The sequence below is a fragment of the Bradyrhizobium sp. BEA-2-5 genome, from assembly GCF_032918025.1.
GTDB classification, from domain to species: Bacteria; Pseudomonadota; Alphaproteobacteria; order Rhizobiales; family Xanthobacteraceae; genus Bradyrhizobium; species Bradyrhizobium pachyrhizi.
Map to the genome: position 1 here is coordinate 7,387,367 of NZ_CP136629.1, position 25,848 is coordinate 7,413,214.

A 25,848-nucleotide genomic window follows, 5' to 3' on the forward strand; every position below is an offset into this window, starting at 1 on the left:
AGATGCGGTCAAATTCGGCGGCACTGATAGGTCCGTAACTTCATCAATTCGTCGTGCGGGGGACAAGCCGCGCTTCGCCATTGCGAACAAGGGGAAAGCCGATGAACGCCACCAACCGTACCGAGGAAACCGAAGTCGAAACGACGTCCGAGGTCGACACCAACCTCGCTGCCGTGACCGAGGTCGAAGCCGGCATCCGCGATTTCGTCCGCAACGACATCGCCTATCTGCGCCGTCCGGCGGCGAGCCCGGAGACCGCGCCGACCGACACCAACACCGAAGCCACCGTCAACAACGTCAACTCGCTGATCCAGCGCGTCGCCGGCACGTCGCTCGCCGAGATCGAGAACCTGATCTCCGAGCTCGAGAGCCTGCGCGACCTGCTCCACGCCGAAGGCCAGCGCGTCCAGCGCGAGATCTCCGGCTACGCCCAGCTCAGCCAGGCCGCGATGAAGTCGACCCGCATGATCGCCGACAACGTCGCGCAGTGGAAGCGCGCCGCCGACGGCCTGCGCAACAGCTGATACAGCTCAGTTTCCCAAACTGATCGCCGCCGCCTCCTGAACAGGGGGCGGCGGCTTCGCTTTGCGGCCTGATTCAGCGCAGAACGATTCGTTATTCAGCGCGGTGTAAACTCCGCGATGTCAATTTTTGCAAGAAGCCGATTTGAACGTCGGATGTCGAGCCCGCGTCCAATCCGGAATTCGCGTCCGGACCGCGCCCTGCCGGGCATCCATTTGGAGACGAAGTCATGCAGAGCGTCCGGCCGGACAACGCCGCCGATCCGATTCCGCTGCGCCAGCCGCAGCAGGGCATCGGCACGATCATGATCCGGTTCATCGGCATCTTGGCAGCCGCGACGGTCGTGATGGTGCTGATCTGGAATCGTTAGACTGAAGCTTGGAAGAAATGTGACGCAGCCTGCCGACAGATCACATTGAAAAGCGCAAATGCACGCCACCTGCGCTCCCTCGAGCGCCGGCAGTTACAGACGGTCAATCAGCGGTCGATGCTCGCGGTGGTCTCGAAGGAATAATTGCCGTCGGCAAAGCCCTTCACGACCATTCCGGTGGCCAGCATCACCACAACCGTTACCGTCGCGAAGATAATGCCGACGAGTTTCAGCGCGCTGCGATCTGCCATGGTATCCCCAGTCATTCTTGCCAGATGTCCGTGCCCTCAAACCATAAGGCAGGGACAAAGGTTCAGAATGCGTTAGCAAAAACTGAGTTCCACGCAACGCACAACTGCGTCGGCAGCAGAAGTCATTCGCTAACCATGGCGTCCGGGCAACATCAGAGGCGCGCTGGCAACATCAGGAACCGGGATTCCGCCGCGGCACGAAAGCGGTGGCGAGGAACGAGAACACCACCTCGTTGCGCTGATTGACGCCGGTGTTGCGGGCCTGAAGGATGCCCCATTCGGGCCGCTTTTCGGACGTGCGCTTGGTCTCGACCTGGTTGGTGAAGCTGACGGTATCGCCTGCCAGCACCGGGCGGATCCAGCGCAGTTCGCGGAAGCCAGGCGAGGGCCCCCAGACCGCGACCTGTTCGCCGCGTGCAGCGGCTTCCGCGGCGAGCCGCTTGCCGTCGGCGACGAGCAGCTTCATGCAGACGCTGGCGACATGCCAGCCCGATGCGGCGAGCCCGCCGAACAGCGAGTTGCGCCCCTCCTCCTCGTCGAGATGGAAGCGCTGCGGATCGAACTGCGCGGCGAACCGCTTGATGTCCTCAGGCGTGAAGGTGAAAGAGCCGAACTCGCGCCGCGCGCCGATCTCGATATCTTCAAAAAAGCGCATGACCTCTCCTATGCGCTCGCGCCGTCGCGGCGGCTGATGATGATCGGCGACTCCATCTCGCACAGCATCTCGCCGCGCGCGTTGCGGATGGTGCCCTTGAAGATGACGATGCCGGTTTCGGGCCGGCTCTTCGAGACGCGCGCCTCGACGACGTCGACGTCTAGCGTCAAATCGTCGCCCGGACGCAGCGGCGCCACCCAGCGCATCTCGTTGACGCCGGGCGAGCCGAGCGACGCGGCGCGGGTGATGAAGCCGTCGGCCATCATCCGCATCATCAGCGAGCACAGGTGCCAGCCCGAGCCGGACAGGCCGCGCAGCATGCTTTTCGCCGCCGCCTCCTCGTCGAGGTGCATCGGCTGCGGATCGAACTCGGCGGCAAAGGCCAATATCTCGTCGCGGGTGACATGGCGCGGGCCGAACGTTCCGAACCGGCCGGGCGGGAAATGTTCGAAGGTCAGGGTCATTGGGTGAGGATATGCCGGAGGGAAGCCCGATTGTGGCCGTTATTTGCGGCAATCACAACCGGCCCACTCGCATAGCTCGCCCCTGGACTGCCGGCGCCCGGTCCGGGGCTCGCTCCAGGCGAGATGGTTTGGGGTTCTGCGGTATCGATCCCTCTGGTCGCGGAGGCGCCTGGCGCCGTCCCAAACCATTGGCCCGGCGAAAGCCTCGTCCCGACGGACGCCTGCGGCGCAGGCTCCCGGGATGAAGTGATCACGCCGGCGGTCACGCAGTAGGATGAACGAGACGCGAATCATATTCGGCTGGCCGGGAGAACCATGATGTTCGATTTCCAGGATCTGTTTCAATGGGACCGCTTCATCACGCCGACGATCATCAAGACCTTCTATTGGCTGGTGATCGCGGTCATCGTGCTGTTCGGGATCTCCGGCATCCTGTGGAGCCTCACCGCGATGGCGATCAGCCCGTTCGTCGGATTCATCCAGCTGCTCGCGTCGATCGCCAGCGTCGTGGTCGGCATCGTGTTCTCGCGCATCGTCGCGGAGCTGATCCTGATCGTCTTCCGCATCAACGAGCATCTCGGCGCGATCCGCGATCGGGACGGCGCAATGCGCTGAGGCTTTCGGTCCGGCCAAACCGGCCGACCGGCGGGGCCGTGGTTAATCCGAAGTAGCACCCGCGCGCAAATGCCAGCGAAATTCCAACCGGCATTTTAAAACCGCTCGCGTATCAGCCTTCCGTATTGCCAAGACCAACGCGGGGGCGTCGTGAATTCCAGGAATTTTGTTGCCGTGAGGCCGGGTGTCGAGCAGGGCTTTACCACCGAGGACATTCTCTGGGCCGCCGGCATCTGGTCGGTGATCCTGACCCTGTCGCCGGTCATCGTGTTCTACATGCTGATGGTGGCGTGAGGGCTGCCGCCGAATTTGTCATTCCGGGATGGTGCGAAGCACCAGACCGCAGATGCGCAATTGCGCATCGGGGGATCTCGAGATTCCGGGTTCGACGCTCACGCATCGCCCCGGAATGACTGCAATATCTCGACGACAAAAAACGCGCGGGTGCCGCGCGTTCTTTCCATTTCGAACGTAAGCGGCGTTGTTACGCCGCCTGCTTGTGCATCGTACCGGACGCCGACGCCGTGCCGCGGATCGCCTTGATCGAGCGTTCGATCGCGGCCCACAGTCGATTGATCTCGGCGGCAGCGCGGCCTTCGGCATAATATTCGCGGGCGCCTTCGCCCTGGCCGAGCGCCATCAGAAGATCGGCGCGGTTGGTGATCTGGCCGCTCCACACCGGTGCGCGGAATTTCGCCAGCGCTTCGCGGGCGATGGTGACGATCGGGCTTTCGGATTCGTCGCGCTTGGCCGGCGCACCGTTGAGCACGACCGCGTAGGGCTTGCGCGCGGCGCGGCACATCTGGATGGTTTCCTGCACCGCGTTGACGTCGAACACGCCCGGACGGGCGGGGATCACCACCATGGTTGCGTTTTTGATCGCGTCGTCGACGACGGCCGACAGGTTCGGCGGCGTGTCGATCAACACCCACTCGATGCCGTCACGCTTGGCCTGGGCAATGATCCCGCTGACCGAGTTCACTGCCGTCTTGATCGCCGGCTCGTTGGTGCCGCGTAGTTTATGCCAGAGAGTCAGCGAGCCCTGCGGATCGGCGTCGATCAGCAGACAGGGCTTCGTTGCCTTGTGCACTTGCGCGGCGAGATGTGCAGCCAGGGTACTCTTGCCCGAGCCGCCCTTACGCGATGCAAAAACAATAACGTTCATACCTTCGGCCTCCAGATTGACCCCAGGCCGCGAAAATGAATCAGCGCGCTGATTCGGGAAAGAAAAATTTTCTTGCAATCCGCAATGTGGCCAAGATTACCGGCGCGTTTTGCTTTTTGAGTCACACCGAACTTATGACGCAACCGCAAATGGAAGCGCTAAGCGTTTGATATGACTCAGTGCCTAGCGTTTTCCGGCAGCTTTCGCGCGCTCGCGCTCGGTCCACTTGCGCTCGATCCAGCCGAGCAATTGCGCGGTGGGTTTCTGCAGGAACGGAACGTCCTGCGCGAACAAAAGGAGTCCGAGCGGCAGCATCCAGAGCCCAAGCACCGGCAAGAAGCTGAAGATGCCGCCGATGATCAGGAGGATCGCAAGCGGAATCCGCACATAGCGTGACGACGGCTTGCGCAGCCACGCGACGAAGCGCGCCGGCTTGTCCGGCAGCTTGGCTTCGAACCAGGCGAAGTGCCGATCGATCTCTTGCTTGTAGTATTCGCTCACGCGTCCCACTCCATCCGTTCCACAGGCGGAACAGATTTGGCAAACCACACAAGCCCCACAGATGATGCTGCGTGACAGCGTCACAAGGCGTCAGTCTGTCGCGCACGACCGACTTGAAATCGCAGCCAGACGATCTAACAGCAGAAAAGTGCGAAGAGGTTCTCCGAAAAGATCATGCTCAAACAATGAGCTGAAGCGCATTTTCGCGCGAAGCGCACGATTGCGCGACGACACGCGTCAAGCTGGTGACCCCTCGCCTGCGCGCGATGCGAACCAGGTCAGTGCGCCGGCTTCTTCGCCTTGTGCGATTTGGAGACCTTCCGCTTGGCAGGCCGCCGCTCCACGCGCTCGCTCGCCTCGCGCGGCTCGGGACCTGCGCGGAAGAATACGCGGCAGGCCGGCGACAGCTGCGCCTTGTTCCTGATCATGCAGGCCGTGATGCGATCGACGTCGGGAATCTCGGGGCTGCAAAGCCGGAACGCGTCGGGCGTACAGGCCTGCTGCTGGTCCGGCGTGTAGGCCTCGCTTCGGCCCGGCAGCAGCAGCGCCGCAAGGGCGAGGCCTGATATCAACGCAAACGAAAAACTCCTTGAACCGGCGATCCCCATGCATCCCCCAAAGGTGTCACTAGGCGTCGTTAAGGCGTCGTGTCAGTCAGTTTGGGTGACGGGACAGAGAAGTGCAAGCGGACGCGATGACACGCCGGGCGATAAGGGCGAGCGACCTTGCGATCATCCGATGTAGCTCTGAGTGATCTTGCGGGTGGTACAGTTGGGTGGGCTCGAACCACCGACCTCCTGTTCCACAGACAGGCGCTCTAACCAACTGAGCTACAACTGCATCCTGACGCGCGGCCCGCTCAAGCGGGGCGGCGATTTCGGGCGGAAACTAGGTGCAACGCCGCGCTTTGGCAAGGCCGTACCGCGCCGATTTCCGCTGTTATGTCGGGCCGCTTGACGGGCCCCTGGCCAGCAAAAAGGCCCGGACCGCTTCGGCCCGGGCCTTTCGCTGGTCTCCCAAACGGCAGCGATCAGGCGGCCGGCTTGTAGAACTTCGAGGCGCTGGCCTTGATCGGCTCGGCGGTCTCGCTGGCGACCTTCTGGCCGAGCTCGGCCAGTTCCTTGGCCTGCGCGGTGTAGGTCTCGAACTGCTTGCGGGTGTGGCCGGTCCACAGCTCCAGCGCTTCGGCCGGCGACTTCAGGCCGAACAGCTGCTGCGCGAAGTCGAGCTGGGCGCTGGTGTTGGCCTTCATGAACTCGACCAGCTTGGCCGAATACTCGCTGGCGCCCTTGCTCACCGAGGTGAACACGGCCTCGACCGTCGAGTTGTGGGTCTCGGCAGCATCCTTGAACTTGGCGTAGCTGTCGCGGGCCTGCAGAACGCCCTTCTCGGCGAACGCGCGCATCTGCTCGGGAACTTCAAACGGAATGATCGAGGCGGAAAACGGATCGGACGGGTTGGTCATACGTGTAATCCTTCGCAACGGGTGAGTAGATGTGACCATTGCGGACGTCCCGGAGCCCATCAGGCCGGGAGCGCTGAAATGGATCACGCTGCCTTGATTCACGGGAGTGCCCTTCGTCGGGCGCGCCTAATAAACACCCATATCATGTCAATTTTGTGCAACGCAACGTAAGATCGCGTGCGACGCCACATTTTTTATGCGACGGAATATAGATTACCGCGGCCGACCGAGGCTGAACGCCCCCGGGTCGGCCGCGGCCAATGCGCCCCGTCAGTTCTTCGGCTTGACCGCGTCCATCGCGGCGCGGCTGACGGCCTGGCCCATTTCGCTGGCCTGCTCGGCCAGCGAGCGCATCTGGCCCTGCACATATTCGCTGTGCAGCCGCATCACCTCGCTGAGGTCCTTGGCCTTGAGCAGCGCCTCGGCATAATCCAGCGACGACTGCACGTTCTTTTCGGCATAGGACAGAGCCTTGGCGGAAAGATCCTTGGCGCCGGCGCGCATCTCGGCGTTGCGCTCCTCGATCTTGCCGGCGGTGTCCTTGGCGCTGGTCACGAATTGCTCGAACGCCTTGCGCGCCTGATCAAAACTGGCCTCCGCCATCGACCGCATATCCTTGGGAATCTCGAACTTGGGGATCTCGAAATGGTCACGCCCGTTATCGCTCATGGTCGCTCTCCCTCACTTGCTGATCGGCCCGCCGCTTGGCCCTGCGGGCCCAGGGCAAGATAGACGGCAGAATATATATCGTGGCACTGCAATCGCAGGTGTGACGCGGCGCCGCCTGGTTCCGCATCGCGCGGCTCGCAGCAACCTTGCTTTGCCCGACAACGCCAAACGGCTGTGGATCGTTCAGCCAAGTTAACGTTATCCCGGCTTTGGCGGGGGCAGTTTCGCTGCGGACATGGACCTGCCGTCCCCCAGTTGCGATACTAACCTTCTGTTAAGGCTGTCGTCCTGCGGCTGCCGGGCCTTCGGCTGAGCTTAAGGAAGAAAGCCAAACCCATGCGGTCAAATCTTGCGTGATGAGTGACGCGGAATTCCAGATCCAGGCGCTCGGCGATGTCAGGCTGGCGGATCATGCGACGGGCGCCCTGCCGGCATGGCTGTGGGCGGCCGACGGCGCGCGGATTCTCTGGGCCAATCCGGTCGGCGCGCAGGTATTCGGTGCCGCCAACGGCGCCGAGCTGGCGAAGCGCGGCTTCGGCCCGGCCGATCCGCACCGCCGCCAGGTCGCGCGGCTCGGCCACAGCCTGAACGCCAATGGCGCGGTCCGGCTGGAGCGCCTGCGCGGCTTCGGCGCGGCGCCCGGCATGCTCGCGACCTGCGGCTGCGCCCGGATCGACCTGCCGGACGGCAGCCACGGCATCCTGATGACCGCGCTCAACGCGACCGGCCGCGGCATGTCGCTTGCGGAACGCCTGCAGCGGCTGCTGCAGGGCTTGCCGCGTCCGGCCGCCGCCTTCACCAGCGACGGACTTTTGGTCGCAACCAACGAGGCGGCGCGTGCGCTGCCCGGCCTGCACGACCTCACCGAAGCCGGTCTCGATGCGGCGCGCGACGAAGCGCTGACGCAGGGCCGCGCGGCGGCGAGCGTTGCGATCGGCCGCGTCGTGCTGCAGCGGATCGGCCACGGCGCCGATCGCGCGCTGGTCGCGTTGATCAAGCCGGCGCCGCATCTCGCCGCGAGGCCGGCGCCGATCGTGCCCGAGCCGGTTGAGTCGGAGACGCCGGCGCCCGAAGCACAGGCTCCCGCAGCGCCAGCGCAGCAAGAGGCCATGGCCGTAGAGCCGCCGCCAGCACCTGCAGTTGTCGAACAAGCCGTTGCGCATGACGAAGCGCACGCGACGGCCGGCGCAGCACCGATCGCCTTCACACTGTTCGACGCGCTGGATCCGCAGTTGGAAGAGCGCGTCACAATCGAGCCGATCGTCAGCGCGGCCAAATCCGAACCTGAGAATGCTGCTCCATCTGCCGCGGCAGCAGAGGCGGCGCACGTAGAGGCGCCCGTCGAGACCGCAGCTCTCGACACCACGCAAGACGAAACACCTGCCGCCGAGGAACCTCTGTCGGAAGCACTGATCGAAGTGCCGGACGGCGCGCAGGTCGAAGAGCCTACGCCTCTTGCCCCGCCACTTGCGTCGGCAGAACTTACGCATTCAGAGCCGACGTCCGTCGAGACTGCGCCTCTCGACACCACGCCCGACGAAAGCCCCGCCGTCGAGGAGCCGTTGTCGGAAGCGCTGATCGAAGTACCCACGGAGACGCACGCCGAAGAGCCCGTGCCGGAGTCCGCGCCTGATCTCGCAGAGACGGCCAACACGCGGGAAACATCAGCGCCGCCGGCCGATCCCGCCCCCTCGCCTTATGCGATCGCTGACACGCCTGCGCCGGCCGCCGAACCGGAGCCCGCGACATTGGCGCCGGTGCCACCGCCATCCTGGCTCGACGAGCCGTTGCCGGTGCGGCGGCATCCGCTGCGCTTCATGTGGCAGATGGACCATGAGGCCCGCTTCTCGCTCGGCTCCGATGAATTCACCCGCCTGATCGGCCTGCACACCGCGGCGGGCTTCGGCCGGCTGTGGAGCGACATCGCCGAGAGCTTTGGCCTCGATCCCGAAGGCCGCGTCACGCAGGCGTTCGCCAGCCACGACACCTGGAGCGGCATCACGCTGCACTGGCCGGTCGACGGCGGCGGCCGGCTGCCGGTCGAACTGTCCGGCCTGCCGGTGTTCGATCGTGCCAGGAATTTCGCCGGCTACCGCGGCTTTGGTGTGTGTCGCGACCTCGACGGGCTTGCGCGACTCGCCGCATTGCGCCGCTATGAGTTCTTCAGCGGCACGGTCGCGCCGCAATCGCTGTCGGCCGATGTCGCACCGGCGCCGCGCACCGTTGCGCCGCCCGGGCCCGCCGCGCCACAGGACAATCCTCCGCCGCACGCGGAGCCGCCGCCCGACACGACCGCAGCAGCACCACCCGAGGAATTGACCGAGCCGACAGCCGCAGAGACTTCACACCGAGCCGATCCGGATCACGCCGTGGAAACGCACGAGGAAACGCACGAAGTGCGTCACGACCCGCCACCGAATGTCGTGCCGTTCCGACCGCCCGGCGACACGCGACCGCCGACGCTGACGCCGGTCGAGAACAGCGCGTTCAACGAGCTCGCGCGGCAATTGTCCGAACGGCTCGAGAACGAGGCCGGCCTCGCCGCGACCACGAACGACAGCGTGCCGGCCGAGCCGGTCGCCGAAGCGCCGCCCGCAAGCGAACCGGCGCAGCAAGCAGAGGCGCCAGCGCAAGAGGCGGTCGCGCAGCTGGAGACGCCGGCGCAAACACCAAAGGCCAGCTGGCTGGCTGCGGCGGAGCCGGCGCCGCGCGCCGACTCCCGGCGCGACCGCACGCTGCTCGATCTGTTGCCGACGGGAATCCTGATCTACCGGCTCGACCGCCTGCTCTACGCCAATCCCGCCTTCCTCGCACGCATGGGCTATGCCAGCCTCGGCGCGCTGGAGAATGCCGGCGGGCTGGACGCGCTCTATGTCGAGCCGGGCGTGTCGCAGGCGAGCAGCACGTCGGGCACCGGCACGCCGGTGACGATCTCCGCGAACCAGAGCACCGAGCACGGCGCGCAGTCGGTGTCCGCGGAGGCGCGGCTGCACACCATCACCTGGGACGACGATTCCGCGCTGGCGCTGATCTTCTCGCGCACGCTGGACGAGGATGCCGCGATCGCCGCCGCATTGTCCGAGCCGGAGCCTGCGGCCGAGCCACTGCTTGCGCCGGCTGAGCCGCAGGCCGGCGAGGCCGAGGCCGAGGATCTCGCCGCCATCCTCGACACCACGGCCGAGGGCATCGTCATGTTCGATGCCGAGGGCAACATCCACGCCTGCAACCGCAGTGCCGAGGCGCTGTTCGGCTATGACGGCGAAGAGTTCGTCACCCGCAAGCTCGCCGACCTGTTCGCGCCGGAAAGCCAGCACGGCATCTCCGACTATCTCGCCAGCCTGAAATCCGCCGGCGTCGCCAGCCTGCTCGACCACGGCCGCGAGACGCTCGGCCGCGTCCGCCAGGGCGGCATCATCCCGCTGTCGGTGACGATGGGCCGCACCCGCGCCGACGGGCCGAACTTCTTCGCGGTGTTCCGCGATCTGTCGCAGACCAGGAAGAGCGAAGGCGAATTGCGCGAGGCGCGGCGGCTCGCCGAACGCGCGGCCAATGCCAAGGCCGACATGCTGGCGCGGATCAGCCACGAGATCCGCACGCCGCTCAACGCCATCATCGGCTTTGCCGAGGTGATGATCTCCGAACGCTTCGGCACGCTCGGCAACGAGCGCTATGGCGAATACATGAAGGACATCCGCGCCTCGGGCGAGCGCGTCATCGCCATCATCGACGACCTGCTGGAGCTGTCGCGGATCGAGACCGGCAAGCTCGACCTCACCTTCGACAACCTCAACCTCAACGACCTCGTCGAGGCCTGCGTCGCGGTGATGCAGCCGCAGGCCAACCGCGAACGCATCATCATCCGCACCTCGCTCGCCCATGCGCTGCCGCAGGTGAACGTGGATGCGCGCGCGATGCGGCAGATCACCATGAACCTGATCTCGAACTCGATCCGGCTCGCCAGCGCCGGCGGCCAGGTCATCGTCTCGACCGCGCTGTCGGATTTCGGCGAGGTGATGCTGCGCGTGCGCGACACCGGGCAGAGCCTCAACGACAACGAGGTCGCCGCGGCGCTCGAGCCGTTCCGCGCCCCGACGCCTTCCGATCAGGCCGGCTCCGGCGGCGTCAGCCTGTCGCTGACCAAGGCGCTGGTCGAAGCCAATCGCGCCAAATTCCACATCAGGACCGGCGGCCGCACCGGCACGCTGATCGAGGTGACCTTCGCCCACGCCGCAGCGCGGGCGTGAGCAGCGATCTGCCGTTCGCGCTCTTGCGGGCCGATTCCAGGACACTGCGAACATCTGTCGCGTCGGATCCGCGCGGCGCGGCATAGATCTTGCTGTCATTTAGCTCGTTTGAATTCATTGCCGTGCGGCCCCGCCCATTTTCCGGGCATTCGGATTTCACCGATGCGCTGTCTTGTCGTCGCCGATCTGCATTACTCATTGCCGCAGTTCGACTGGCTGCTGGCGGCGGCGCCGCAATTCGATCTCGTGATCTTCGCCGGCGATGCGCTCGACATCGGCTCGATCGTGGACTTCCGCGCCCAGATCGTCGTCGTCACGAAATACCTGTCGCGGCTCGCCGATCTCACGCGGGTGATTTTCTGCTCGGGCAATCACGACCTCGACGAGCGCAACCCGGAGGGCGAGAAGATCGCGCGCTGGGTCGCCGGCATCAGGGAATTCGGCATCGCCTGCGACGGCGACAGCCTCGTCATCGGCGACACAATGTTCACGGTGTGCCCGTGGTGGGACGGGCCCCTGGTGAAGGCGCGGATCGACGAGCAGCTTCGCACCGCAGCCGCGATGCCGCACCGGCGCTGGATCTGGGCGCATCACGCGCCGCCGGCGGATTCACCGACGAGCTGGGGCGGCAAGCGCTTCTTCGGCGACGTCGAGCTGGTGCAATGGATCATGCAATACCAGCCGTCGATGGTGATCTCGGGCCATGTGCACCAGTCGCCGTTCATCACCGGCGGCTCGTGGTTCGACCGGCTGGGCCAGACCTGGGTCTTCAACACCGGCCTGCAACCGGGCCGGCCGCCGACCTGCATCGTCCTCGACCTCGACGCGGACAAGGCGTTCTGGCTCGCGGCCGGCGAGGCCCAGTGGATCGACCTGAATGCGCCGCTGAAGCGCCCCGCCGCCCCCATCGAGGCGCCGCCCGACTGGCTCACATTCTTGGATCGGATTTCCGATCCGAGCCTGGCGAGACCTCAAGCGGCGGCAGGTTGATCATGCTCTGGAGCACCTCGCCGACCATGGCCAGATGCGTGCCATGGCCGGCATATTGCCGCTTGAGATCGGCGAGATAGGTGTTGGCGACATTGAGCCGCTGCGCCAGCATCTTTGCGATCAGCAGGGCCACCGCCGGCTGCTGGCGCAGGAACGACGCCGCATCGTCGAACTCGTACAGGACGCAATCATTGGCCGTGCGCACCTTGGCGCTGTGCGCCCGGTCGAGCAGCACACTCATCTCCCCGAACACCGCACCGGGCTCGTCGATGACGGCGACCAGACTGTCGCCCTTGACGACTTCCACCTTGCCCTCGAGCAGCACGAACAGATGACCGGTCTTGCCGCCCTCCTCGATGAAATCCGTGCCCGCCGGCAAGCTGCGCCTGCGACCGCCGGTGCAGTGATCAAGGATAGCTCGCATGTTTCATCTCCGTCTCCGATCAGACTAGGCAGAGATGCTGTCGCGTCAAACGGCATTAGCTGGGCGTTCTGCCCAAATTGTCGGCATGCCACCGCGTGACCCGCGGCGCGATCCAGCCCTTTGCGCGTGCCTCAGGCGGGCGCGTTATGCTTGACCGCCAGGAAATCGCCGATCGTATCGAGGAACAGTTTTGGCGATTGCAGTTGCGGGACATGCGCACACCCCGGAATGACCCTGAGCCTGGCTCTCGGCAGACCGCCTGCCAATTCGTATGACATCGGCGGCGGCGTCGCCTCGTCCTGTTCGCCGACCATGACGAGCGTCGGTACGGTCACGCTGCGTAGTTCGGCACGAAGATCGAGGCTCGCCAGCGCGTCACAGGCCGCGCAGAACACGTTGAGATCAGTGCGCAGGAATGCGTCGCGGCGATCCTGCATCAGCGCGGGATGCTGTGCCTGGAAATCCGGTGCGAACAGCCGGCGCATTGCAATGTCGGTGATCGCGGCGAGCCCCTTCTCGCGTGAAACCCTGGCCATGTTGCGGAACGCTTCGCGGCCCGGCTCGGAGAAAGCCGCGCCGCAATCAGCCAAAATGAGCCGGCTGGCAATTCCCGGATGGCTGATCGCCATCTGCAGGGCGACGAAGCCGCCATAGCCATTGCCGAGCACGATCGCCGGCGTGCCATCGGCCGCATCATGCACCGCATCCGCCATCCGGTCGGCAATCGCGGCAAGGCCGCCCTCAACCGCGCTCGACCGACCGAATCCCGGCAGTTCCGGCACGATGGTCTGAAACGATCCCGCAAGCTCCGGCACGATCGCATCGAAGCTGGCCCGATCCGATAGCAGCGAATGGAAAAGAAAGAGCGGCGGCCCATCGCCCGACAGGGCTGCGTTGACTGTGCGGTTGGCCAAAAGCCTGTCCATCGTCGCTCTCTTTCAAATCGCGCTCGAAATTCGCGCATTTGGGCTCCGAAGCGCCCCCGCGGACGATTGATAAATCAAATCACCGGGATTTCAAGGATTTCAGCTTGACGTGATATTTCACAGACTGCAATCTAATAGGCAGGAGACCCAAGAAAATGATCCTTCTCCGCGAAAATATCTACGAAAACCTTCGATCTGATATTTTATCTTGCCAGTTTGCTCCTGGTGATGAAATACGAGAGCAGGATCTGGCGGAGCGTTACGCGGTCAGCCGCCAGCCAGTCCGGGACGCGCTGCTGCGGCTCGAGCGCGAGCACCTCGTGACGGTGCAGCCCCGCCAGGGTTACCGGGTCAATCCGATCTCGCTGTCCGACGCCCGCGATCTCCTGCGCTTCCGCCTCGCGCTGGAGCCGGCCTGCGTCACCGAGGCGATCGAGAGCGCTCCGGACAGCGTTTTGAAATCGCTCGACGAATTTCGCCGGTTCTCGGGCAGCCACGAAGACTTCATCGCCTACAATCGCGGCTTCCACACTGCGCTGGCCCATGCCTCCGGCAATCGCCGCATGGCGACGGCGCTGTGCGACCTGATCGGCCAGGCCGACCGGCTGGTCCGCGTCAGTATTTCCAACCTGAAGGGCCACGACCCCGCAAAGCTCGTCGCAGAGCACGTCGCACTGATCGACGCCATGCAGCAGCGCGAAACGCGCACCGCGGCGCGCATCATCAAGGCCCACATCGGGGACACCGAAAAACGCGTTCTGCCGGCGCTCAAGCGCAACGCCGTCATCGTCGAAGAGAGGTCATCATGAACGTTCCCTCGAAACCCGCGTCGATCGACGTCGAAACCCACGGCAACTTCATCGATGGACGGGAAGTCGAAGCCGGAGACGGTGCGATGCTGGACGTCCGCAATCCCGCGACCGGCGATGTCATTGCCCGCATTCCCAATTCAACCGTTGAGGATATCGACCGCGCCATGAAAAGCGCGCGCACCGCGTTCGACGGCAAGGCCTGGGGCGGCATGGACACGAGGGCGCGCGCCAGGCTGGTCAACAAGCTCGCCGATGCGTTCGAGGCCAATCTCGACAGCCTGTATCGGCTCGAGACTCTCAACAATGGCCGCCCAGTCAACGAGACCCGCGCCCAGCTCTCCCGACTGCCCGATTTCTTCCGCTACTTCGCGGGCCTCGCGCTGTCGCGCCGTGACTCCGTGATCCCCGTCGAAGGCGCTTATCTGAACTACACGCTCCGCACCCCCATCGGCATCGTCGCCAATTGCACCCCGTTCAATCACCCCCTGATGATCCTGTGCAAGTCGCTCGCCGTTGTGCTGGCGACCGGATGCGTGACCGTGGTCAAGCCGTCCGAATACACGCCGCTGACGACCCTGAAGTTGGCGCAGATCTTCACGGATGCGGGCCTGCCGCCCGGCGTCTTCAATATCGTGCTGGGCCTCGGCCCGAGCGCCGGCAAGATGCTGGCCGAGCATGGCGACATCAACAAGCTGGTCCTGACCGGCGGCACCGAGGCGGGCCGCATCGCCGGCAGCGCAGCCGCAAAAGTGTTTGCGCATCAGACCATGGAGCTTGGCGGCAAGACCCCCGTGATGGTGTTCGACGATTTCGACGTCGACCGCGCCGTCAACTATGCCGCCTTCGGCGCCTTCATCGGCGCCGGGCAGACCTGCGTCTGCGCCTCGCGCCATCTCGTCCAGGCCTCGATCTACGACGAGTTCGTCGAGAAGCTGCAGGCCAAGACCCGCACGATCCGCGTCGGCGATCCCTTCGATCCCAACACGCAGCTTGGGCCGGTGATCTCGGCACGCCAGCGCGACCGCGTTCTCGCCTATGCGGGCTATGGTCACGCCGACGGTGCGCGTCTCCTCACCGGCGGTGTCGCCGCGAAGGTACCGGGCCACGACAACGGCTATTTCGTCGAGCCGACGGTGTTCGCCGACGTCAAATCCGACATGCGCATCTTCCAGGAGGAAGTGTTCGGTCCCTTCACCTCGGTGACGCCGTTCAAGGACGAGGCCGATGCGCTTCGGCTCGCCAACGACTCGCCGTTTGGCCTCGCCGCAGCCATCCGCACCCGCGACGTCGCCCGTGCTCACCGCGTCGCCGCCGCGGTCAAGGCCGGCATCGTCTGGATCAACGACCATCACCGGCTCGATCCGGCCTCGCCCTGGGGCGGCGTCGACGATTCCGGCATCGGCCGGGAATGCGGCACCGAAAGCTTCAACGACCACTTCAACACCAAGAGCGTGATGGTCGCGACGCACGAGCAGCCGTTCGACTGGTATCGCGACACGGCCAGCCAGCGCCGGTTGAACTAGCCGCAGTCGAGCAAAGCGGCAAACCGCCCACAGATGGCGGGCCGCATCACCGAGGAAACAGTCAAGGGGAGAGTGCATATGTCGACATCGGTGAACGCGGGCAGCCGTCTCGATCGGCTTCCGATCGGTCCATTCCACCGCCGCATCATGCTGCTGATCGGCATCGGAATGTTCTTCGACGGTTTCGACATCTACATTGCCGGGACGGTGCTCAGCGTCACGCTGAAATCAGGCTTTTCGACGCTCGCTCAGAACGCGGCCTTCATCTCCGCGACGTTCGTCGGCATGATGCTGGGATCGTTCGGCACCGGCTTCCTCGGCGATCGCCATGGGCGCCGCTTCACCTATCAGTTCAATTTGCTCCTTTTCGGCATCGCTTCCCTTGCCGCGGCATTCGCGCCGAACATGGCCTTCCTGATCGCCTGCCGCTTCGTGATGGGCGTCGGGCTCGGCGCCGAAAATGTTGTCGGCTATTCCACGATGACCGAGTTCGTGCCGGCCCGGAGCCGCGGCAAGTGGCTCGGCTTCACCGCCGTCTGCGTCGTCACCGGCCTGCCCATCGCGCTGCTGATCGCATCCGTGCTCGTTCCGCAATTCGGCTGGCGCTCGATGTTCGTGCTCGGCGGCATCGGCGCGCTCGTCGTCTGGTACATGCGCAAGTCGCTGCCGGAATCCCCGCGCTGGCTCGAAGCCGTGGGACGCACCGCCGAGGCGGAAGCGTTGATGCAGGCGATCGAGAAGGAAGCTTCCCAGGGGCAGACCTTGCCGGCGCCCGCGGCTGCAACGCCGGCACCGGTGTCGCCCGATCTCGCCACGCTGTTCACTGCGCCGCTGCTGTCCCGCATGATCGTCGGCGCGGTATGCCTGATTACCATCAATACGCTGCTCTACGGTTTCGTGACCTGGCTCCCGGTGTTCTTCATCAAGCAGGGCCTGTCCGTCGCGACCTCGTTCGGCTACTCGCTGCTGATGGCGCTTGGCGCGCCGACCGCTGGGGCCGCAAGCCAACGATCATCGGCGCGTCGCTGGTCGCCGTGGTGCTGGGCATGCTCTATCCCATGATCTCGGATCCGATCCTGCTGCCGGCCGTGGGCTTCGCGCTGACGGTGCCGATTTACGTCCTGGTCGCGCTGTTGTTCGGCATCTATATTCCCGAACTGTTCCCGACCGAGGTGCGGCTGCGGGCATCCGGCATAGTCAACACGCTCGGTCGGGGTGCCACCATCGTGACACCATTCCTGGTCGTGATGCTGTTCGAAGCGCGCGGCGTCGCCGGCGTGATGGCCCTGATGATCGGACTGCTCGTCGTGCAGATCATCACCGTATGGGCGCTCGGCATCGAGCCGCGGCACCGCAGCCTCGAGGAGCTCAAGGGCGAGGAATCACCATCCGCAATTCCGCAGGAAGCTTCGTGAGGCGGAGCGACCTTTCTCGCTACAAGCTTTGACGGCGCGGGATACCCGCGCCGTTCGCGTCACTCCCACATCTCCGGCGTGACTCGCCCGGCGAAGCCGCAGTCGATGACCCGCTCCTGCGGATTGCGATCGACGATCAACCGCAGCAGGTCGGGGCGCGAATAATGGCCGCCGATATCGCACAGCGCCTTGGCGGCGAGCACGGCCTGCCGCGAGCCGTCCGCGATCAGGATGGTCTCGCCCTGCGCCGGACCTGCGATGACCTCGCCGCGCGGGTCGATGATGACGCTGTCGCCACTGTACTCGATCGTCGAGAGCTCGCGGTAACGTTCCGGCGTGATTTCGTGCGAGCGCATGCCGCCGACCGCGATGACGTAGCAGCCGGCTTGCGAGGCGAACGCGCGCGACAGCAACAACTGCCGCGGCCACAGCGGCGTCGGCGACGGTGGCGCCACCGCAGGCTCCCGCCCCGGCCACGCCGCGACGTGGATCTGCGTTCCCTGCGCGGCCAGCGCATAGCCGGGCAGCATGGTGTTGTGCTCCCAGCAGTTGAGGCCGCTGATCCGGCCATAGGGCCGCTCATGCACGCGCAGCCCCGCCGCGTCGCCATCGGCCCACACCGAGCGCTCGTTGAAGGTGGGCTTCAGCTTGCGATGGCGGCCAAGCAGCCGTCCCTCGCGGCCGATGAACAGCAGCGTGCAGTAGACCGTGCCCTTGGTCACGGCATCACGTTCGGCGACGCCGATCACGACATCCAGTCCGGCGGCCTCGGCGGCGGCGCAGAGCCGGTCGGTCGCGGGCGAGGGAATCTCGACCGCGTTATCGAGATATTCGGCCATCGCGCGAAACGTGCTCGGCCCGGTCGGCGCGTGACAGAAGAAGGGATAGCCGGGCAGCCAGGTTTCGCCGAAGGCGGCGATCGTCGCGCCCATGGCACCCGCCTCGCCGATCAGGTGGCAGGCCTTCTCCACCGAGGCGTCGCGATCGAATGGCACCGCGGCGGCCTGGATCGCCGCGAGCCTGAAATGCGTGTCGGATGTCATGGCTGTGCTCGCGTCAGTCGACGCCCTTGCGGACAGCGTCGAGTGCGCCCGCAAGCAGCTCCAGCGCCTTGACGCGCCGCCGTCGCGCCAGACGCGCCTCGCCGACCTTGCGCTCGTGCTCGCCGGCGATGAAGGCCTGGATGTCCGGCAGCGGACGAATGACGCCACGGCTGCCCCACTGGCCGTCGGGGATCTCGGTCGGAAACACCCATACCTGCGCCGCCACATCCTCGAACGAACCGCCGGCAGCGCGCACCACGGCGTCGGTCACGTCCCTCACCAAGGCCGCGCGCGAGGCTTCGGTGTACTGCCCCTCGGGGACCGTCGGGACGATGCGAAATCGTGGCGACGGCGATGGCCGGCCCGCCACATAAACTGCGGCCGGCCGATGCAGGAAGACAACGGTGACGCCTTGCGCAACCTTGTTCGCCGGATCGAATCCCTCGTGGCCGATCAGGATATCGCCGAGCTCCTTGATGAGCCGCGCTTCCGCTTCCGGCTTCAGGGCTCCTTCGGGAATTGTCACGTCGATCATCGGCATTGAGGCGACCTCCTGTTGTTGACGGGGACGAGGTCTATCCGCGGCGTGCTCCCGGCAGCAGTGGCAGTATCGCCATTTTCAGGGCAAATTCGGACACGGCGTTCTCAGGCGGCGGAGGCCCTGCGCACGAACCGGCGCTGGTATTCGCGTGGCGAGAGCCCGGTCTCGCGCTTGAACAGCCGGCGGAAGGTCGACAGATCGTTGTAGCCGACGCGCGCGCTGACCGCGTCGAGCTTCAGCCGCGTGGTTTCGATCAGACGCTTGGCGACATCCACCCGCAGCGCTTGTAGATATTGCAGGGGCGCCTCGCCGACCGCCAGCTTGAAGCGGCGGTTCAACGTCCGCTCGCTGACCGAAAGGTCGCGGGCCAGTTTGGCGAGACTGAAGCCCTGTTGCAGCGACTTCTCCATCATGCTCTGCGCCCGCGCCACCAGCGCGTCGGAGTGCTGCGTGTCGGACATGCGGCTGACATAGGGTGCCTGCGAGACGCGGTTGCTGTCGATCAGCATCAGCTTGCCGGTCTCCGCAGCCACGTCGGCACCGGCGAACTTCTCGACCAGTCGAAGCGCGAGATTGAGCGAGGTGGTCACCGCGCCCGAGCAGACAATGCGGTTCTGCTCGGTGAGGATCTCGGCGACGCGCAGATCGACCGCCGGGTAGCGCATCGCGAATGTCCGTCCCTTCGCCCAATGGGTGGTCGCAACCCTGCCGTCGAGCAGGCCGGCCTCGGCGAGGATGAAGCTGCCGGTGCAATAGGACGCCAGCAGGGTACCGCGCTCGTGCTGCCGGCGCAGCGCCGCGAGCAGCGGCTCGACGGTATCGAGCCGCTCGAAGAAACGTTCGATATCGCCGACGAACGGCCCGGGGATCACCACCGCGTCTGCCGAAGACCGCGCACCGATCGGCCCATCGACGCCGATGACCTGGCCTGACGCCGTGTGGACCGGCCGGCCATTCAATGATTCGACGCGCCACCGCAGCTGTGACGGCTTGCCGTTGCGACGTCGCGGCTGCCGCGCCGTCACCGAATTGGCGGCGGTGAACACGTCGACGATCCCCGCCACGCCCGAAGCGAGGATGCCGTCATAGACCCAGATCCGGATAAGTGGCATGGTCCCTGTCCGATTTTGCACAATATGGTGCAATTCTGCCATTGCATGGACGACCGGACAAGCGCGATCCGGTACGTCGCGGCCTCTCGGTTCAAGCATCAGCGTCTCTGGAATACTGGATCACCAGCATGCGCGGGTGATGACACCGCGTTGTGCGATATTTGAAGCGAGAACTACCCTCAGCGTCGTCCCGGCGAAGGCCGGGACCCATAACCACAGCTGGTCATTGGTAAGCGATGCTGGAACGACGAATCCCATCCACAACATCCGCTGCGGCGTATGGGTCCCGGCCTCCGCCGGGACGACGGGTGCATATGCGGCAGCATTTGGTGCGAATAACTCACATCGCCCGCGCAAATCTGCGAAAGCCCGGCGCGCCGGTCAGTGCTTCGAAGGCGGCGTCGCGCTTCTCTTCGGCGAAGGCGAAGCCGGCCTTGGCGTAGCAACGTTCGGCGGCGTCGTTGCCGATCAGGAACGAGATCGATGCCTGCGTGTAACCGGCCGCCTTGCCGTCGGCGAGTGCGCGGCAGATCAGGTCCTGCACCAGACCGCCGCTGCGATGGGACGCTAGTCGGGCGACATGCTCGATCAGCCAGTCGCCCTCGCCGCCTTGCACCCAGCAGTTACGGGCATAACCGCCGCGCGCGACAATGGCATCGGCGTCCATGCCGGTCTCTGCCGCGACTTCCTCGATCGCCGCACGTGCCGCGACGACGGTTCCGGATGCCGGCATCGCGCACAGCGCGGCGGCCGGCACGCCATCGACTTCAGCAATCAGGAAATGGGCGACGTGATACCATGACTTCACCCGCGCCACGGCGAGCCGTGTCATGAACGCCAAGCATTCCGCCTCGCCTTGGTCGAGCGCGATGTCAAACCAGCCGCGCGGCAACGGGCCGCGCTGCGCGGCCAGAACGGTGCGGGCGATGAAGCCGGCGTCATCGGATCGTGCGGGACGGATCGAGGATCGTCCCGCACCGATCATCTCACGTGTTCTTCAGCGCGACGCGGAATTCCGCTTCGGTCTTGGACTTGACCTCGTCGAGCGAGACGCCCTCGGCGAGCTCGATCAGCGCCATACCGCCGCTGCCATGCTTGTCGATGGTGAAGACGGCCAAATCAGTGACGACCATGTCGACCACGCGCTCGCCGGTCAGCGGCAGATTGCACTTCTTCAAGAGCTTCGGGCCGTCCTTGGCCGAATGCTCCATCACCACGATGACGCGCTTGACGCCGGCGACGAGATCCATCGCGCCGCCCATGCCCTTGACCATCTTGCCGGGGATCATCCAGTTGGCGAGATCGCCGTTCTGGGCCACCTGCATGGCGCCGAGGATCGACAGGTCCATGTGGCCGCCGCGGATCATGCCGAAGGAATCTGCGCTCGAGAAATACGAGGTCGAGGGCAGCTCGCTCACGGTCTGCTTGCCGGCGTTGATGAGATCGGCGTCTTCCTCGCCCTCATACGGGAACGGCCCCATGCCGAGCATGCCGTTCTCGCTCTGCAGGCTGACGTCCATGCCGTCCGGGATGTAGTTCGAGACCAGCGTCGGGATGCCGATGCCGAGATTGACGTAATAGCCGTCGCGCAACTCCTTCGCGGCGCGCGCGGCCATCTGTTCACGGGTCCAGGCCATCTGATTCTCCTGATCTCAAGCTGCCGGGCGCGGGCGGGTGTTGCGGAATTCGATGCGCTTCTTGGCCGTGCCGACCTCGACGATGCGCTTCACGAAGATGCCGGGCGTGTGAATGTGGTCGGGATTGAGTTCACCGGCCGGAACCAGATGCTCGACCTCGGCCACCGTGATCTTCGCGGCGGTCGCCATCATGGGGTTAAAATTGCGCGCGGTCTTGCGGTAGATGAGGTTGCCGGCGGTGTCGCCCTTCCAAGCGTGGACGATGGCGAGGTCGGCGAACAGGCCGCGCTCCATCAGGTACTTCTCGCCGTCGAATTCCTTCACTTCCTTGCCTTCGGCGATCAGCGTGCCGACGCCGGTCTTGGTGTAGAAGGCCGGGATGCCGGCGCCGCCCGCGCGGATGCGCTCGGCCAGCGTGCCCTGCGGATTGAATTCGAGTTCCAGCTCCCCGGCGAGGAATTGCTGGGCGAACAGCTTGTTCTCGCCGACATAGGACGAGATCATCTTCTTGATCTGACGGGTTTCGAGAAGGCGGCTGAGGCCGATGCCGTCGACGCCGGCATTGTTGGAGACCACCGTCAGGCCCTTGACACCGGACTCCCGGATCGCGTCCGACAGCTCCTCGGCAATGCCGCAGAGGCCGAAGCCACCCGACATGATCATCATGTTGTCTTTTAGAATGCCGTCGAGCGCCGACTTGGCGTCGGGATAGACCTTGTTCATGCAGCGAATACCTGATGGAGGGCGGAACGGCTGTGGCAAAGCGGATTATTAGGCGAAATCTTCGCAATGCGTCAATCACGGCCCGGTGCGGCGACGGGCGGCGGCCGGCGGCAGCAACATGGCCTTGAAAGCGACAAGAAAACCCTTCAAGTTGCGTGGGTTGGCAGGGGCCTCCGGCGAGAGCCCGCTGTGTTCGACGACGACCCGACAAAATTCAACCCGACCCGGATATGTCATTGACGATGGCCCAAGGAATTAAGCGCCTGGGGATGCCGATCGCGGCGCTTTTCGGCCTGGCGCTGGTCGGGCTGGTCGGAACGTCGTGGTTCCTCAACCGGGACGCGCTGCAGCGCGCGGTAGAGGCGCAGATTCGCGCCGTGACCGGGCTCGAGCTCGTCGTCAACGGCCCGATCGACGTCTCGGTTTTTCCGGGCAGCTACGTCTCCTTTCATAATGTCGGGCTGAAGGGCGCCGATACCATCGGTCCCGCCCTGCAGGTCGACGTGCTGACCGCCAATCTGCGCCTGCTGCCGCTGTTGCTGCGGCGGTTCGAGATTGCCGACGTCATGATGCTCCGTCCGCATATCCATGTGGTCCGCGACGGCGCCGGCGAGAGCAACTGGACGCCCTTCATCCAGACCATCGCGCGCACCATGAAGCCCGGGGCCGAGAACCAGGTCTCGTTCTCCGAAATCCGGATCCAGGACGGCGTACTGAACTACCAGGACGGCACCAACAACATCTCCGAGCAGCTCGAGGACATCGACCTGTCGCTGGCCTGGCCTTCGATCTCGCGCTCCTTTGCCGCGACCGGACAGTTCGACTGGCGCGGCGAGCGTGTCGACGGCTCGATCAGCGCCAGCGACTTCGTCGCGCTGTTGTCGGGCGACCGGTCCGGCCTGAAGGCGCGCATCGCCAGCGCGCCGCTCAAGCTCGCCTTCGACGGCAGCGTCGCCAATCGCACCAGCCCCATGATGGAAGGCACGCTCACCGTCGACAGCCCGTCCTTGCGCAACGCGCTGCGCTGGACCGGGCAGCCGCAGCCCGGCAGCGGCGGCTTCGGCCGCTTCGCGCTGAAGGCGCGCGCCAACGTCGTCGGCGCCTCGATCGCGCTCACCAATGTCAATGTCGAACTCGACGGCAACGCCGCCGAGGGCGTCATGACCTACGCCAACAACGGCCGGCAGACGCTGCAGGCAACGCTCGCCGCCGATGCACTCGACTTCACGCCCTATATCTCGACGTTCCGCCTGCTCGCGAGCGGCGCGCGCGACTGGAACCGGCAGCTGTTCGACCTGTCCTCGCTGTCGTCGACCGATCTCGACATGCGCCTGTCGGCGGCCAAGGTGACGGTCGGCCCGTCCAAGCTCGGCCGTACCGCGATCGGCGCCAATTTGCGCAACGGCACGCTGGCGCTCTCGGTCGGCGAGGCGCAGGTCTATGGCGGGATCGCAAAGGGCTCGTTCGGCATCGCCCGGTCCGACACCGTCGCCGACATCAAGGCGCAATTCCAGTTCACCGACGTCGATCTCCAGGCCTGCGCCACCGAACTGTTTGGCCTCAACAAGCTGTCCGGCCGCGGCAACATCAACGTCTCGCTTCTCGCCTCCGGATCGAGCCCGTTCGGCCTCGTGCAGTCACTGGACGGAAGCGCCACCGTGACCGGGCATGACGGCGCGATCGCAGGCTTCAACGCCGAGCAGCTCCTGAAGCGGCTAGAGCGGCGCCCGCTGTCGGGTGGCGGCAATTTCCGCAACGGCTCGACGCCCTACACCAATCTCACCATCGCCGTAAAATTCTCCGATGGCGTCGCGACCGCTGACGACATTCATGTCGAAAGCCCCACGGCGAAGATCACGCTGACCGGCACGGCTTCGGTGCCGTCGCGCGAATACGATCTCAAGGGCGTCGCCAGCCTGACCTCGGCATCGGCCGGCGGCAACGGTTTCGATCTGCCCTTCGTGGTGCAGGGCCCCTGGGACGATCCGCTGATCTTCCCCGATCCGGAAAGCCTGATCCGCCGCTCGCCGGCCTCCGCGCCGCTGCTCGATGCGGTGAAGGATCGCAAGACCCGCGATGCGGTGCGCTCGGTGATCGAGCGCTTCACCGGCGGAGCCGCGCGGCCCGCGGCGGCGCCCGATGCCGCGGCAGGCGCGCCCGGCAACGCACCGGCGGCGTCGGCCGAGAATGCGAAGTCGAACTGATCGAATCCATTCACTTTGCGCATCGATGCACCGGGACCGATCCACGCGCTCGCCGCAAACCCCTACACAAGTCGGCGGCGCGACATCTTTATCGGGTCACGGGCATGCGCTAGTGTTTTCTCCAACCGGTTAAAAAGCCGGCCTCATGAGGGAGAAAAACGTGAGATCCAAGGTTATTGGCGCAGTATCATTGGCGGTCGCTGCGGTTGGGCTTTTTGCCGCCACTGCACCCGCCTTTGCGCAGCAGAAGACGATCACCGTCTGGTGGGGCAAGGGCTTCTATCGCTCCGAAGACGACGCGCTGATCGAGACGATCAAGAAATTCGAAGCCAAGACCGGCATCAAGGTCGAATTGTCGCAATACGCGATCCAGGACATGATTCCGAAGACGGTCGCGGCGCTCGATGCCGGCACCGTTCCCGATGTCGCCTATTCCGATTCCTATGACGTGCAGGCGCAGGGCAAGTGGGCCTATGAGGGCAAGCTCGAGGATCTCACGGACGTCATGCTGCCGATGAAGGACGCCTTCGCGCCGAACACGCTGGAAGCCGCGCTGCTCTACAACGACGTCGCCAAGAAGAAGGCCTATTACGGCTTTCCGCTGAAGCAGCAGAGCATGCACGTCCAGATCTGGAACGACATGCTGGAGAAGGCCGGCTTCAAGGCCGCCGACATCCCGAACGACTGGACAGGCTATTGGACGTTCTGGTGCGACAAGGTGCAGCCGGCGATCCGCAAGGCCACTGGCCAGCGCCTCTATGCCGTCGGCCAGCCGATGGGCGTGGAATCCACCGATTCCTTCCAGTCGTTCTACACCTTCATGGACGCCTATCATGTCAAGTTGGTCGACGACGACGGCAAGTTGCTGGTCGACGACCCGAAGGTCCGCGACGGCCTGATCAAGGCGATGAAGGACTATACCGACACCTACATCAAGGGCTGCACCCCGCCCTCCTCGACCACCTGGAAGGATCCCGACAACAACGTCGCGTTCCACAACAAGACCATCGTGATGACCCACAACTTCACGATCTCGATCGCGGCGAAGTGGTTCGAGGACTCGCAGAACCAGGCGCTCACCCAGGAGCAGCGCGACGCCGGCAAGAAGGCCTATGAGCAGGACATCATCACGGCATCCTTCCCGAAGGCGCCGGATGGTTCGACCATCCGCTACCGCTCGGACGTCAAGACCGGGCTGGTGTTCACCGCGGCCAAGAACAAGGCCGAGGCCAAGCAGTTCATCAGCTTCCTGCTCCAGGAAGATAACGTCCGTCCCTACATCGAAGGCGCGCTCGGCCGCTGGTTCCCGGTGACCAAGGAAAGCCAGGAAAGCCCGTTCTGGCAGGCTGACAAGCACCGCAAGGCCGTCTACGCGCAGTTCAAGGGCGGCACCGCCGCGTTCGATTTCACCAAGAACTGGAAGTTCACGATCCTCAACAACGAGAACGTGTGGGCGAAGGCGATGAATCGCGTCGTCAGCGAGAAGGTTCCGGTCGACAAGGCCGTCGACGAACTGATCGCCCGCATCAAGCAGGTCGCGGGGTAAGGCAACCGATGATGGTCGCCGCGAGCGTATG

The 25,848-nt window shown here is 65.0% G+C and carries 26 protein-coding genes, 1 tRNA gene and 1 pseudogene; 11 read left to right on the forward strand and 17 right to left on the reverse strand.

Going from position 1 to position 25,848, the window contains the following annotated elements; genetic code table 11:
- Positions 1-101: 101 nt before the first annotated feature.
- Both RX327_RS34530 and RX327_RS34535 read left to right on the forward strand, forming a co-directional pair.
- Positions 102-524 (forward strand): hypothetical protein, encoded by a 423-nt coding sequence (locus RX327_RS34530; RefSeq protein ID WP_317248549.1) that lies wholly within the window; start codon positions 102-104, stop codon positions 522-524.
- 227 nt (positions 525-751) lie between these two features.
- On the forward strand, positions 752-892 hold the full coding sequence (locus RX327_RS34535; protein ID WP_167350365.1) for a hypothetical protein: 141 nt from the start codon (positions 752-754) through the stop codon (positions 890-892).
- Between the two features lie 107 nt (positions 893-999).
- Here RX327_RS34535 and RX327_RS34540 read toward each other — a convergent pair whose 3' ends face one another.
- From RX327_RS34540 to RX327_RS34550, 3 genes are all read right to left on the reverse strand, one after another.
- Positions 1,000-1,143: a hypothetical protein gene (locus tag RX327_RS34540; RefSeq protein WP_016841369.1), complete on the reverse strand. Its 144-nt coding sequence runs from the start codon at positions 1,141-1,143 to the stop codon at positions 1,000-1,002.
- 172 nt (positions 1,144-1,315) lie between these two features.
- Positions 1,316-1,798, reverse strand: a complete 483-nt coding sequence (locus RX327_RS34545; protein WP_028336034.1) for a MaoC family dehydratase — start codon at positions 1,796-1,798, stop codon at positions 1,316-1,318.
- A gap of 8 nt (positions 1,799-1,806) precedes the next feature.
- Positions 1,807-2,262, reverse strand: a complete 456-nt coding sequence (locus RX327_RS34550) for a MaoC family dehydratase (protein WP_317248552.1) — start codon at positions 2,260-2,262, stop codon at positions 1,807-1,809.
- A gap of 318 nt (positions 2,263-2,580) precedes the next feature.
- Between RX327_RS34550 and RX327_RS34555 the strand changes: the two genes are divergently transcribed.
- Both RX327_RS34555 and RX327_RS34560 read left to right on the forward strand, forming a co-directional pair.
- Positions 2,581-2,877 (forward strand): DUF4282 domain-containing protein, encoded by a 297-nt coding sequence (locus tag RX327_RS34555; protein WP_317248553.1) that lies wholly within the window; start codon positions 2,581-2,583, stop codon positions 2,875-2,877.
- Positions 2,878-3,027: 150 nt separating this feature from the next.
- On the forward strand, positions 3,028-3,171 hold the full coding sequence (locus RX327_RS34560) for a hypothetical protein (protein ID WP_317248554.1): 144 nt from the start codon (positions 3,028-3,030) through the stop codon (positions 3,169-3,171).
- A 190-nt stretch (positions 3,172-3,361) separates the two neighbouring features.
- Here the strand turns inward: RX327_RS34560 and RX327_RS34565 are convergent, their stop codons facing one another.
- The 6 genes from RX327_RS34565 to RX327_RS34590 form a co-directional block, all read right to left on the reverse strand.
- Positions 3,362-4,042, reverse strand: a complete 681-nt coding sequence (locus RX327_RS34565; RefSeq protein ID WP_317248555.1) for a ParA family protein — start codon at positions 4,040-4,042, stop codon at positions 3,362-3,364.
- Positions 4,043-4,225: 183 nt separating this feature from the next.
- Positions 4,226-4,552 (reverse strand): hypothetical protein, encoded by a 327-nt coding sequence (locus RX327_RS34570; RefSeq protein WP_082190445.1) that lies wholly within the window; start codon positions 4,550-4,552, stop codon positions 4,226-4,228.
- 269 nt (positions 4,553-4,821) lie between these two features.
- Positions 4,822-5,151, reverse strand: a complete 330-nt coding sequence (locus tag RX327_RS34575; protein WP_244481696.1) for a hypothetical protein — start codon at positions 5,149-5,151, stop codon at positions 4,822-4,824.
- A gap of 155 nt (positions 5,152-5,306) precedes the next feature.
- Positions 5,307-5,383: transfer RNA gene (locus RX327_RS34580), tRNA-His, on the reverse strand.
- Positions 5,384-5,573: 190 nt separating this feature from the next.
- A complete protein-coding gene (locus tag RX327_RS34585) occupies positions 5,574-6,008 on the reverse strand; it encodes a phasin (protein ID WP_317248556.1) in 435 nt (144 codons plus the stop codon).
- A gap of 270 nt (positions 6,009-6,278) precedes the next feature.
- Entirely contained in the window at positions 6,279-6,677 is a 399-nt protein-coding gene (locus RX327_RS34590; RefSeq protein ID WP_050382966.1) for a phasin family protein, read from the reverse strand.
- A gap of 356 nt (positions 6,678-7,033) precedes the next feature.
- On the opposite strand from RX327_RS34590, the gene RX327_RS34595 reads away from it, so the two are divergent.
- Positions 7,034-10,921, forward strand: coding sequence for a PAS domain-containing protein (locus RX327_RS34595; RefSeq protein WP_317248557.1), 3,888 nt, complete (start codon positions 7,034-7,036; stop codon positions 10,919-10,921).
- Positions 10,922-11,083: 162 nt separating this feature from the next.
- Entirely contained in the window at positions 11,084-11,911 is an 828-nt protein-coding gene (locus RX327_RS34600; RefSeq protein WP_317248558.1) for a metallophosphoesterase family protein, read from the forward strand.
- Here the strand turns inward: RX327_RS34600 and RX327_RS34605 are convergent.
- Entirely contained in the window at positions 11,850-12,335 is a 486-nt protein-coding gene (locus RX327_RS34605) for a cyclic nucleotide-binding domain-containing protein (RefSeq protein ID WP_317248559.1), read from the reverse strand. The two genes, RX327_RS34600 and RX327_RS34605, sit on opposite strands and share 62 nt — an antisense overlap.
- A gap of 131 nt (positions 12,336-12,466) precedes the next feature.
- Positions 12,467-13,261 (reverse strand): alpha/beta fold hydrolase, encoded by a 795-nt coding sequence (locus RX327_RS34610; RefSeq protein WP_317248560.1) that lies wholly within the window; start codon positions 13,259-13,261, stop codon positions 12,467-12,469.
- Positions 13,262-13,416: 155 nt separating this feature from the next.
- Here RX327_RS34610 and RX327_RS34615 point away from each other — a divergent pair, with 155 nt between their 5' ends.
- From RX327_RS34615 to RX327_RS34625, 3 genes and pseudogenes are all read left to right on the forward strand, one after another.
- Positions 13,417-14,070 carry a GntR family transcriptional regulator gene (locus tag RX327_RS34615; RefSeq protein WP_317248561.1) on the forward strand — a complete coding sequence of 218 codons (654 nt, stop codon included), beginning with the start codon at positions 13,417-13,419 and terminating at the stop codon, positions 14,068-14,070.
- Positions 14,067-15,596 carry an aldehyde dehydrogenase gene (locus tag RX327_RS34620; protein WP_317248562.1) on the forward strand — a complete coding sequence of 510 codons (1,530 nt, stop codon included), beginning with the start codon at positions 14,067-14,069 and terminating at the stop codon, positions 15,594-15,596. Before RX327_RS34615 ends, RX327_RS34620 begins: the two co-directional genes overlap by 4 nt.
- A gap of 78 nt (positions 15,597-15,674) precedes the next feature.
- Positions 15,675-17,011, forward strand: a pseudogene (locus RX327_RS34625) (MFS transporter).
- Between the two features lie 59 nt (positions 17,012-17,070).
- On the opposite strand, the gene RX327_RS34630 reads toward RX327_RS34625, so the two are convergent.
- From RX327_RS34630 to RX327_RS34655, 6 genes are all read right to left on the reverse strand, one after another.
- Positions 17,071-18,054 carry a carbon-nitrogen hydrolase family protein gene (locus tag RX327_RS34630; protein ID WP_050382975.1) on the reverse strand — a complete coding sequence of 328 codons (984 nt, stop codon included), beginning with the start codon at positions 18,052-18,054 and terminating at the stop codon, positions 17,071-17,073.
- 13 nt (positions 18,055-18,067) lie between these two features.
- Positions 18,068-18,595, reverse strand: coding sequence for a tautomerase family protein (locus tag RX327_RS34635; protein WP_028336018.1), 528 nt, complete (start codon positions 18,593-18,595; stop codon positions 18,068-18,070).
- Positions 18,596-18,699: 104 nt separating this feature from the next.
- A complete protein-coding gene (locus RX327_RS34640; protein ID WP_050382977.1) occupies positions 18,700-19,707 on the reverse strand; it encodes a GlxA family transcriptional regulator in 1,008 nt (335 codons plus the stop codon).
- Positions 19,708-20,047: 340 nt separating this feature from the next.
- Positions 20,048-20,692 carry an acetyltransferase gene (locus RX327_RS34645; RefSeq protein WP_050382979.1) on the reverse strand — a complete coding sequence of 215 codons (645 nt, stop codon included), beginning with the start codon at positions 20,690-20,692 and terminating at the stop codon, positions 20,048-20,050.
- Between the two features lies 1 nt (position 20,693).
- A complete protein-coding gene (locus tag RX327_RS34650; protein ID WP_239627049.1) occupies positions 20,694-21,344 on the reverse strand; it encodes a CoA transferase subunit B in 651 nt (216 codons plus the stop codon).
- Positions 21,345-21,359: 15 nt separating this feature from the next.
- Positions 21,360-22,067, reverse strand: coding sequence for a CoA transferase subunit A (locus RX327_RS34655; protein ID WP_135165543.1), 708 nt, complete (start codon positions 22,065-22,067; stop codon positions 21,360-21,362).
- 242 nt (positions 22,068-22,309) lie between these two features.
- Between RX327_RS34655 and RX327_RS34660 the strand changes: the two genes are divergently transcribed.
- Positions 22,310-24,271, forward strand: a complete 1,962-nt coding sequence (locus RX327_RS34660; protein ID WP_317248563.1) for an AsmA family protein — start codon at positions 22,310-22,312, stop codon at positions 24,269-24,271.
- A 160-nt stretch (positions 24,272-24,431) separates the two neighbouring features.
- On the forward strand, positions 24,432-25,817 hold the full coding sequence (locus RX327_RS34665; protein WP_317248564.1) for an ABC transporter substrate-binding protein: 1,386 nt from the start codon (positions 24,432-24,434) through the stop codon (positions 25,815-25,817).
- Positions 25,818-25,848: the final 31 nt, after the last annotated feature.

Bases quoted from the DNA above. Each gene is read 5' to 3' on its own strand.
- RX327_RS34530 (WP_317248549.1), top strand. From the start codon at position 102: ATGAACGCCACCAACCGTACCGAGGAAACCGAAGTCGAAACGACGTCC.
- RX327_RS34535 (WP_167350365.1), top strand. From the start codon at position 752: ATGCAGAGCGTCCGGCCGGACAACGCCGCCGATCCGATTCCGCTGCGC.
- RX327_RS34540 (WP_016841369.1), bottom strand. From the start codon at position 1,143: ATGGCAGATCGCAGCGCGCTGAAACTCGTCGGCATTATCTTCGCGACG.
- RX327_RS34545 (WP_028336034.1), bottom strand. From the start codon at position 1,798: ATGCGCTTTTTTGAAGATATCGAGATCGGCGCGCGGCGCGAGTTCGGC.
- RX327_RS34550 (WP_317248552.1), bottom strand. From the start codon at position 2,262: ATGACCCTGACCTTCGAACATTTCCCGCCCGGCCGGTTCGGAACGTTC.
- RX327_RS34555 (WP_317248553.1), top strand. From the start codon at position 2,581: ATGTTCGATTTCCAGGATCTGTTTCAATGGGACCGCTTCATCACGCCG.
- RX327_RS34565 (WP_317248555.1), bottom strand. From the start codon at position 4,042: ATGAACGTTATTGTTTTTGCATCGCGTAAGGGCGGCTCGGGCAAGAGT.
- RX327_RS34575 (WP_244481696.1), bottom strand. From the start codon at position 5,151: ATGGGGATCGCCGGTTCAAGGAGTTTTTCGTTTGCGTTGATATCAGGC.
- RX327_RS34585 (WP_317248556.1), bottom strand. From the start codon at position 6,008: ATGACCAACCCGTCCGATCCGTTTTCCGCCTCGATCATTCCGTTTGAA.
- RX327_RS34590 (WP_050382966.1), bottom strand. From the start codon at position 6,677: ATGAGCGATAACGGGCGTGACCATTTCGAGATCCCCAAGTTCGAGATT.
- RX327_RS34595 (WP_317248557.1), top strand. From the start codon at position 7,034: ATGAGTGACGCGGAATTCCAGATCCAGGCGCTCGGCGATGTCAGGCTG.
- RX327_RS34600 (WP_317248558.1), top strand. From the start codon at position 11,084: ATGCGCTGTCTTGTCGTCGCCGATCTGCATTACTCATTGCCGCAGTTC.
- RX327_RS34605 (WP_317248559.1), bottom strand. From the start codon at position 12,335: ATGCGAGCTATCCTTGATCACTGCACCGGCGGTCGCAGGCGCAGCTTG.
- RX327_RS34610 (WP_317248560.1), bottom strand. From the start codon at position 13,261: ATGGACAGGCTTTTGGCCAACCGCACAGTCAACGCAGCCCTGTCGGGC.
- RX327_RS34615 (WP_317248561.1), top strand. From the start codon at position 13,417: ATGATCCTTCTCCGCGAAAATATCTACGAAAACCTTCGATCTGATATT.
- RX327_RS34620 (WP_317248562.1), top strand. From the start codon at position 14,067: ATGAACGTTCCCTCGAAACCCGCGTCGATCGACGTCGAAACCCACGGC.
- RX327_RS34630 (WP_050382975.1), bottom strand. From the start codon at position 18,054: ATGACATCCGACACGCATTTCAGGCTCGCGGCGATCCAGGCCGCCGCG.
- RX327_RS34635 (WP_028336018.1), bottom strand. From the start codon at position 18,595: ATGCCGATGATCGACGTGACAATTCCCGAAGGAGCCCTGAAGCCGGAA.
- RX327_RS34640 (WP_050382977.1), bottom strand. From the start codon at position 19,707: ATGCCACTTATCCGGATCTGGGTCTATGACGGCATCCTCGCTTCGGGC.
- RX327_RS34645 (WP_050382979.1), bottom strand. From the start codon at position 20,692: ATGATCGGTGCGGGACGATCCTCGATCCGTCCCGCACGATCCGATGAC.
- RX327_RS34650 (WP_239627049.1), bottom strand. From the start codon at position 21,344: ATGGCCTGGACCCGTGAACAGATGGCCGCGCGCGCCGCGAAGGAGTTG.
- RX327_RS34655 (WP_135165543.1), bottom strand. From the start codon at position 22,067: ATGAACAAGGTCTATCCCGACGCCAAGTCGGCGCTCGACGGCATTCTA.
- RX327_RS34660 (WP_317248563.1), top strand. From the start codon at position 22,310: ATGGCCCAAGGAATTAAGCGCCTGGGGATGCCGATCGCGGCGCTTTTC.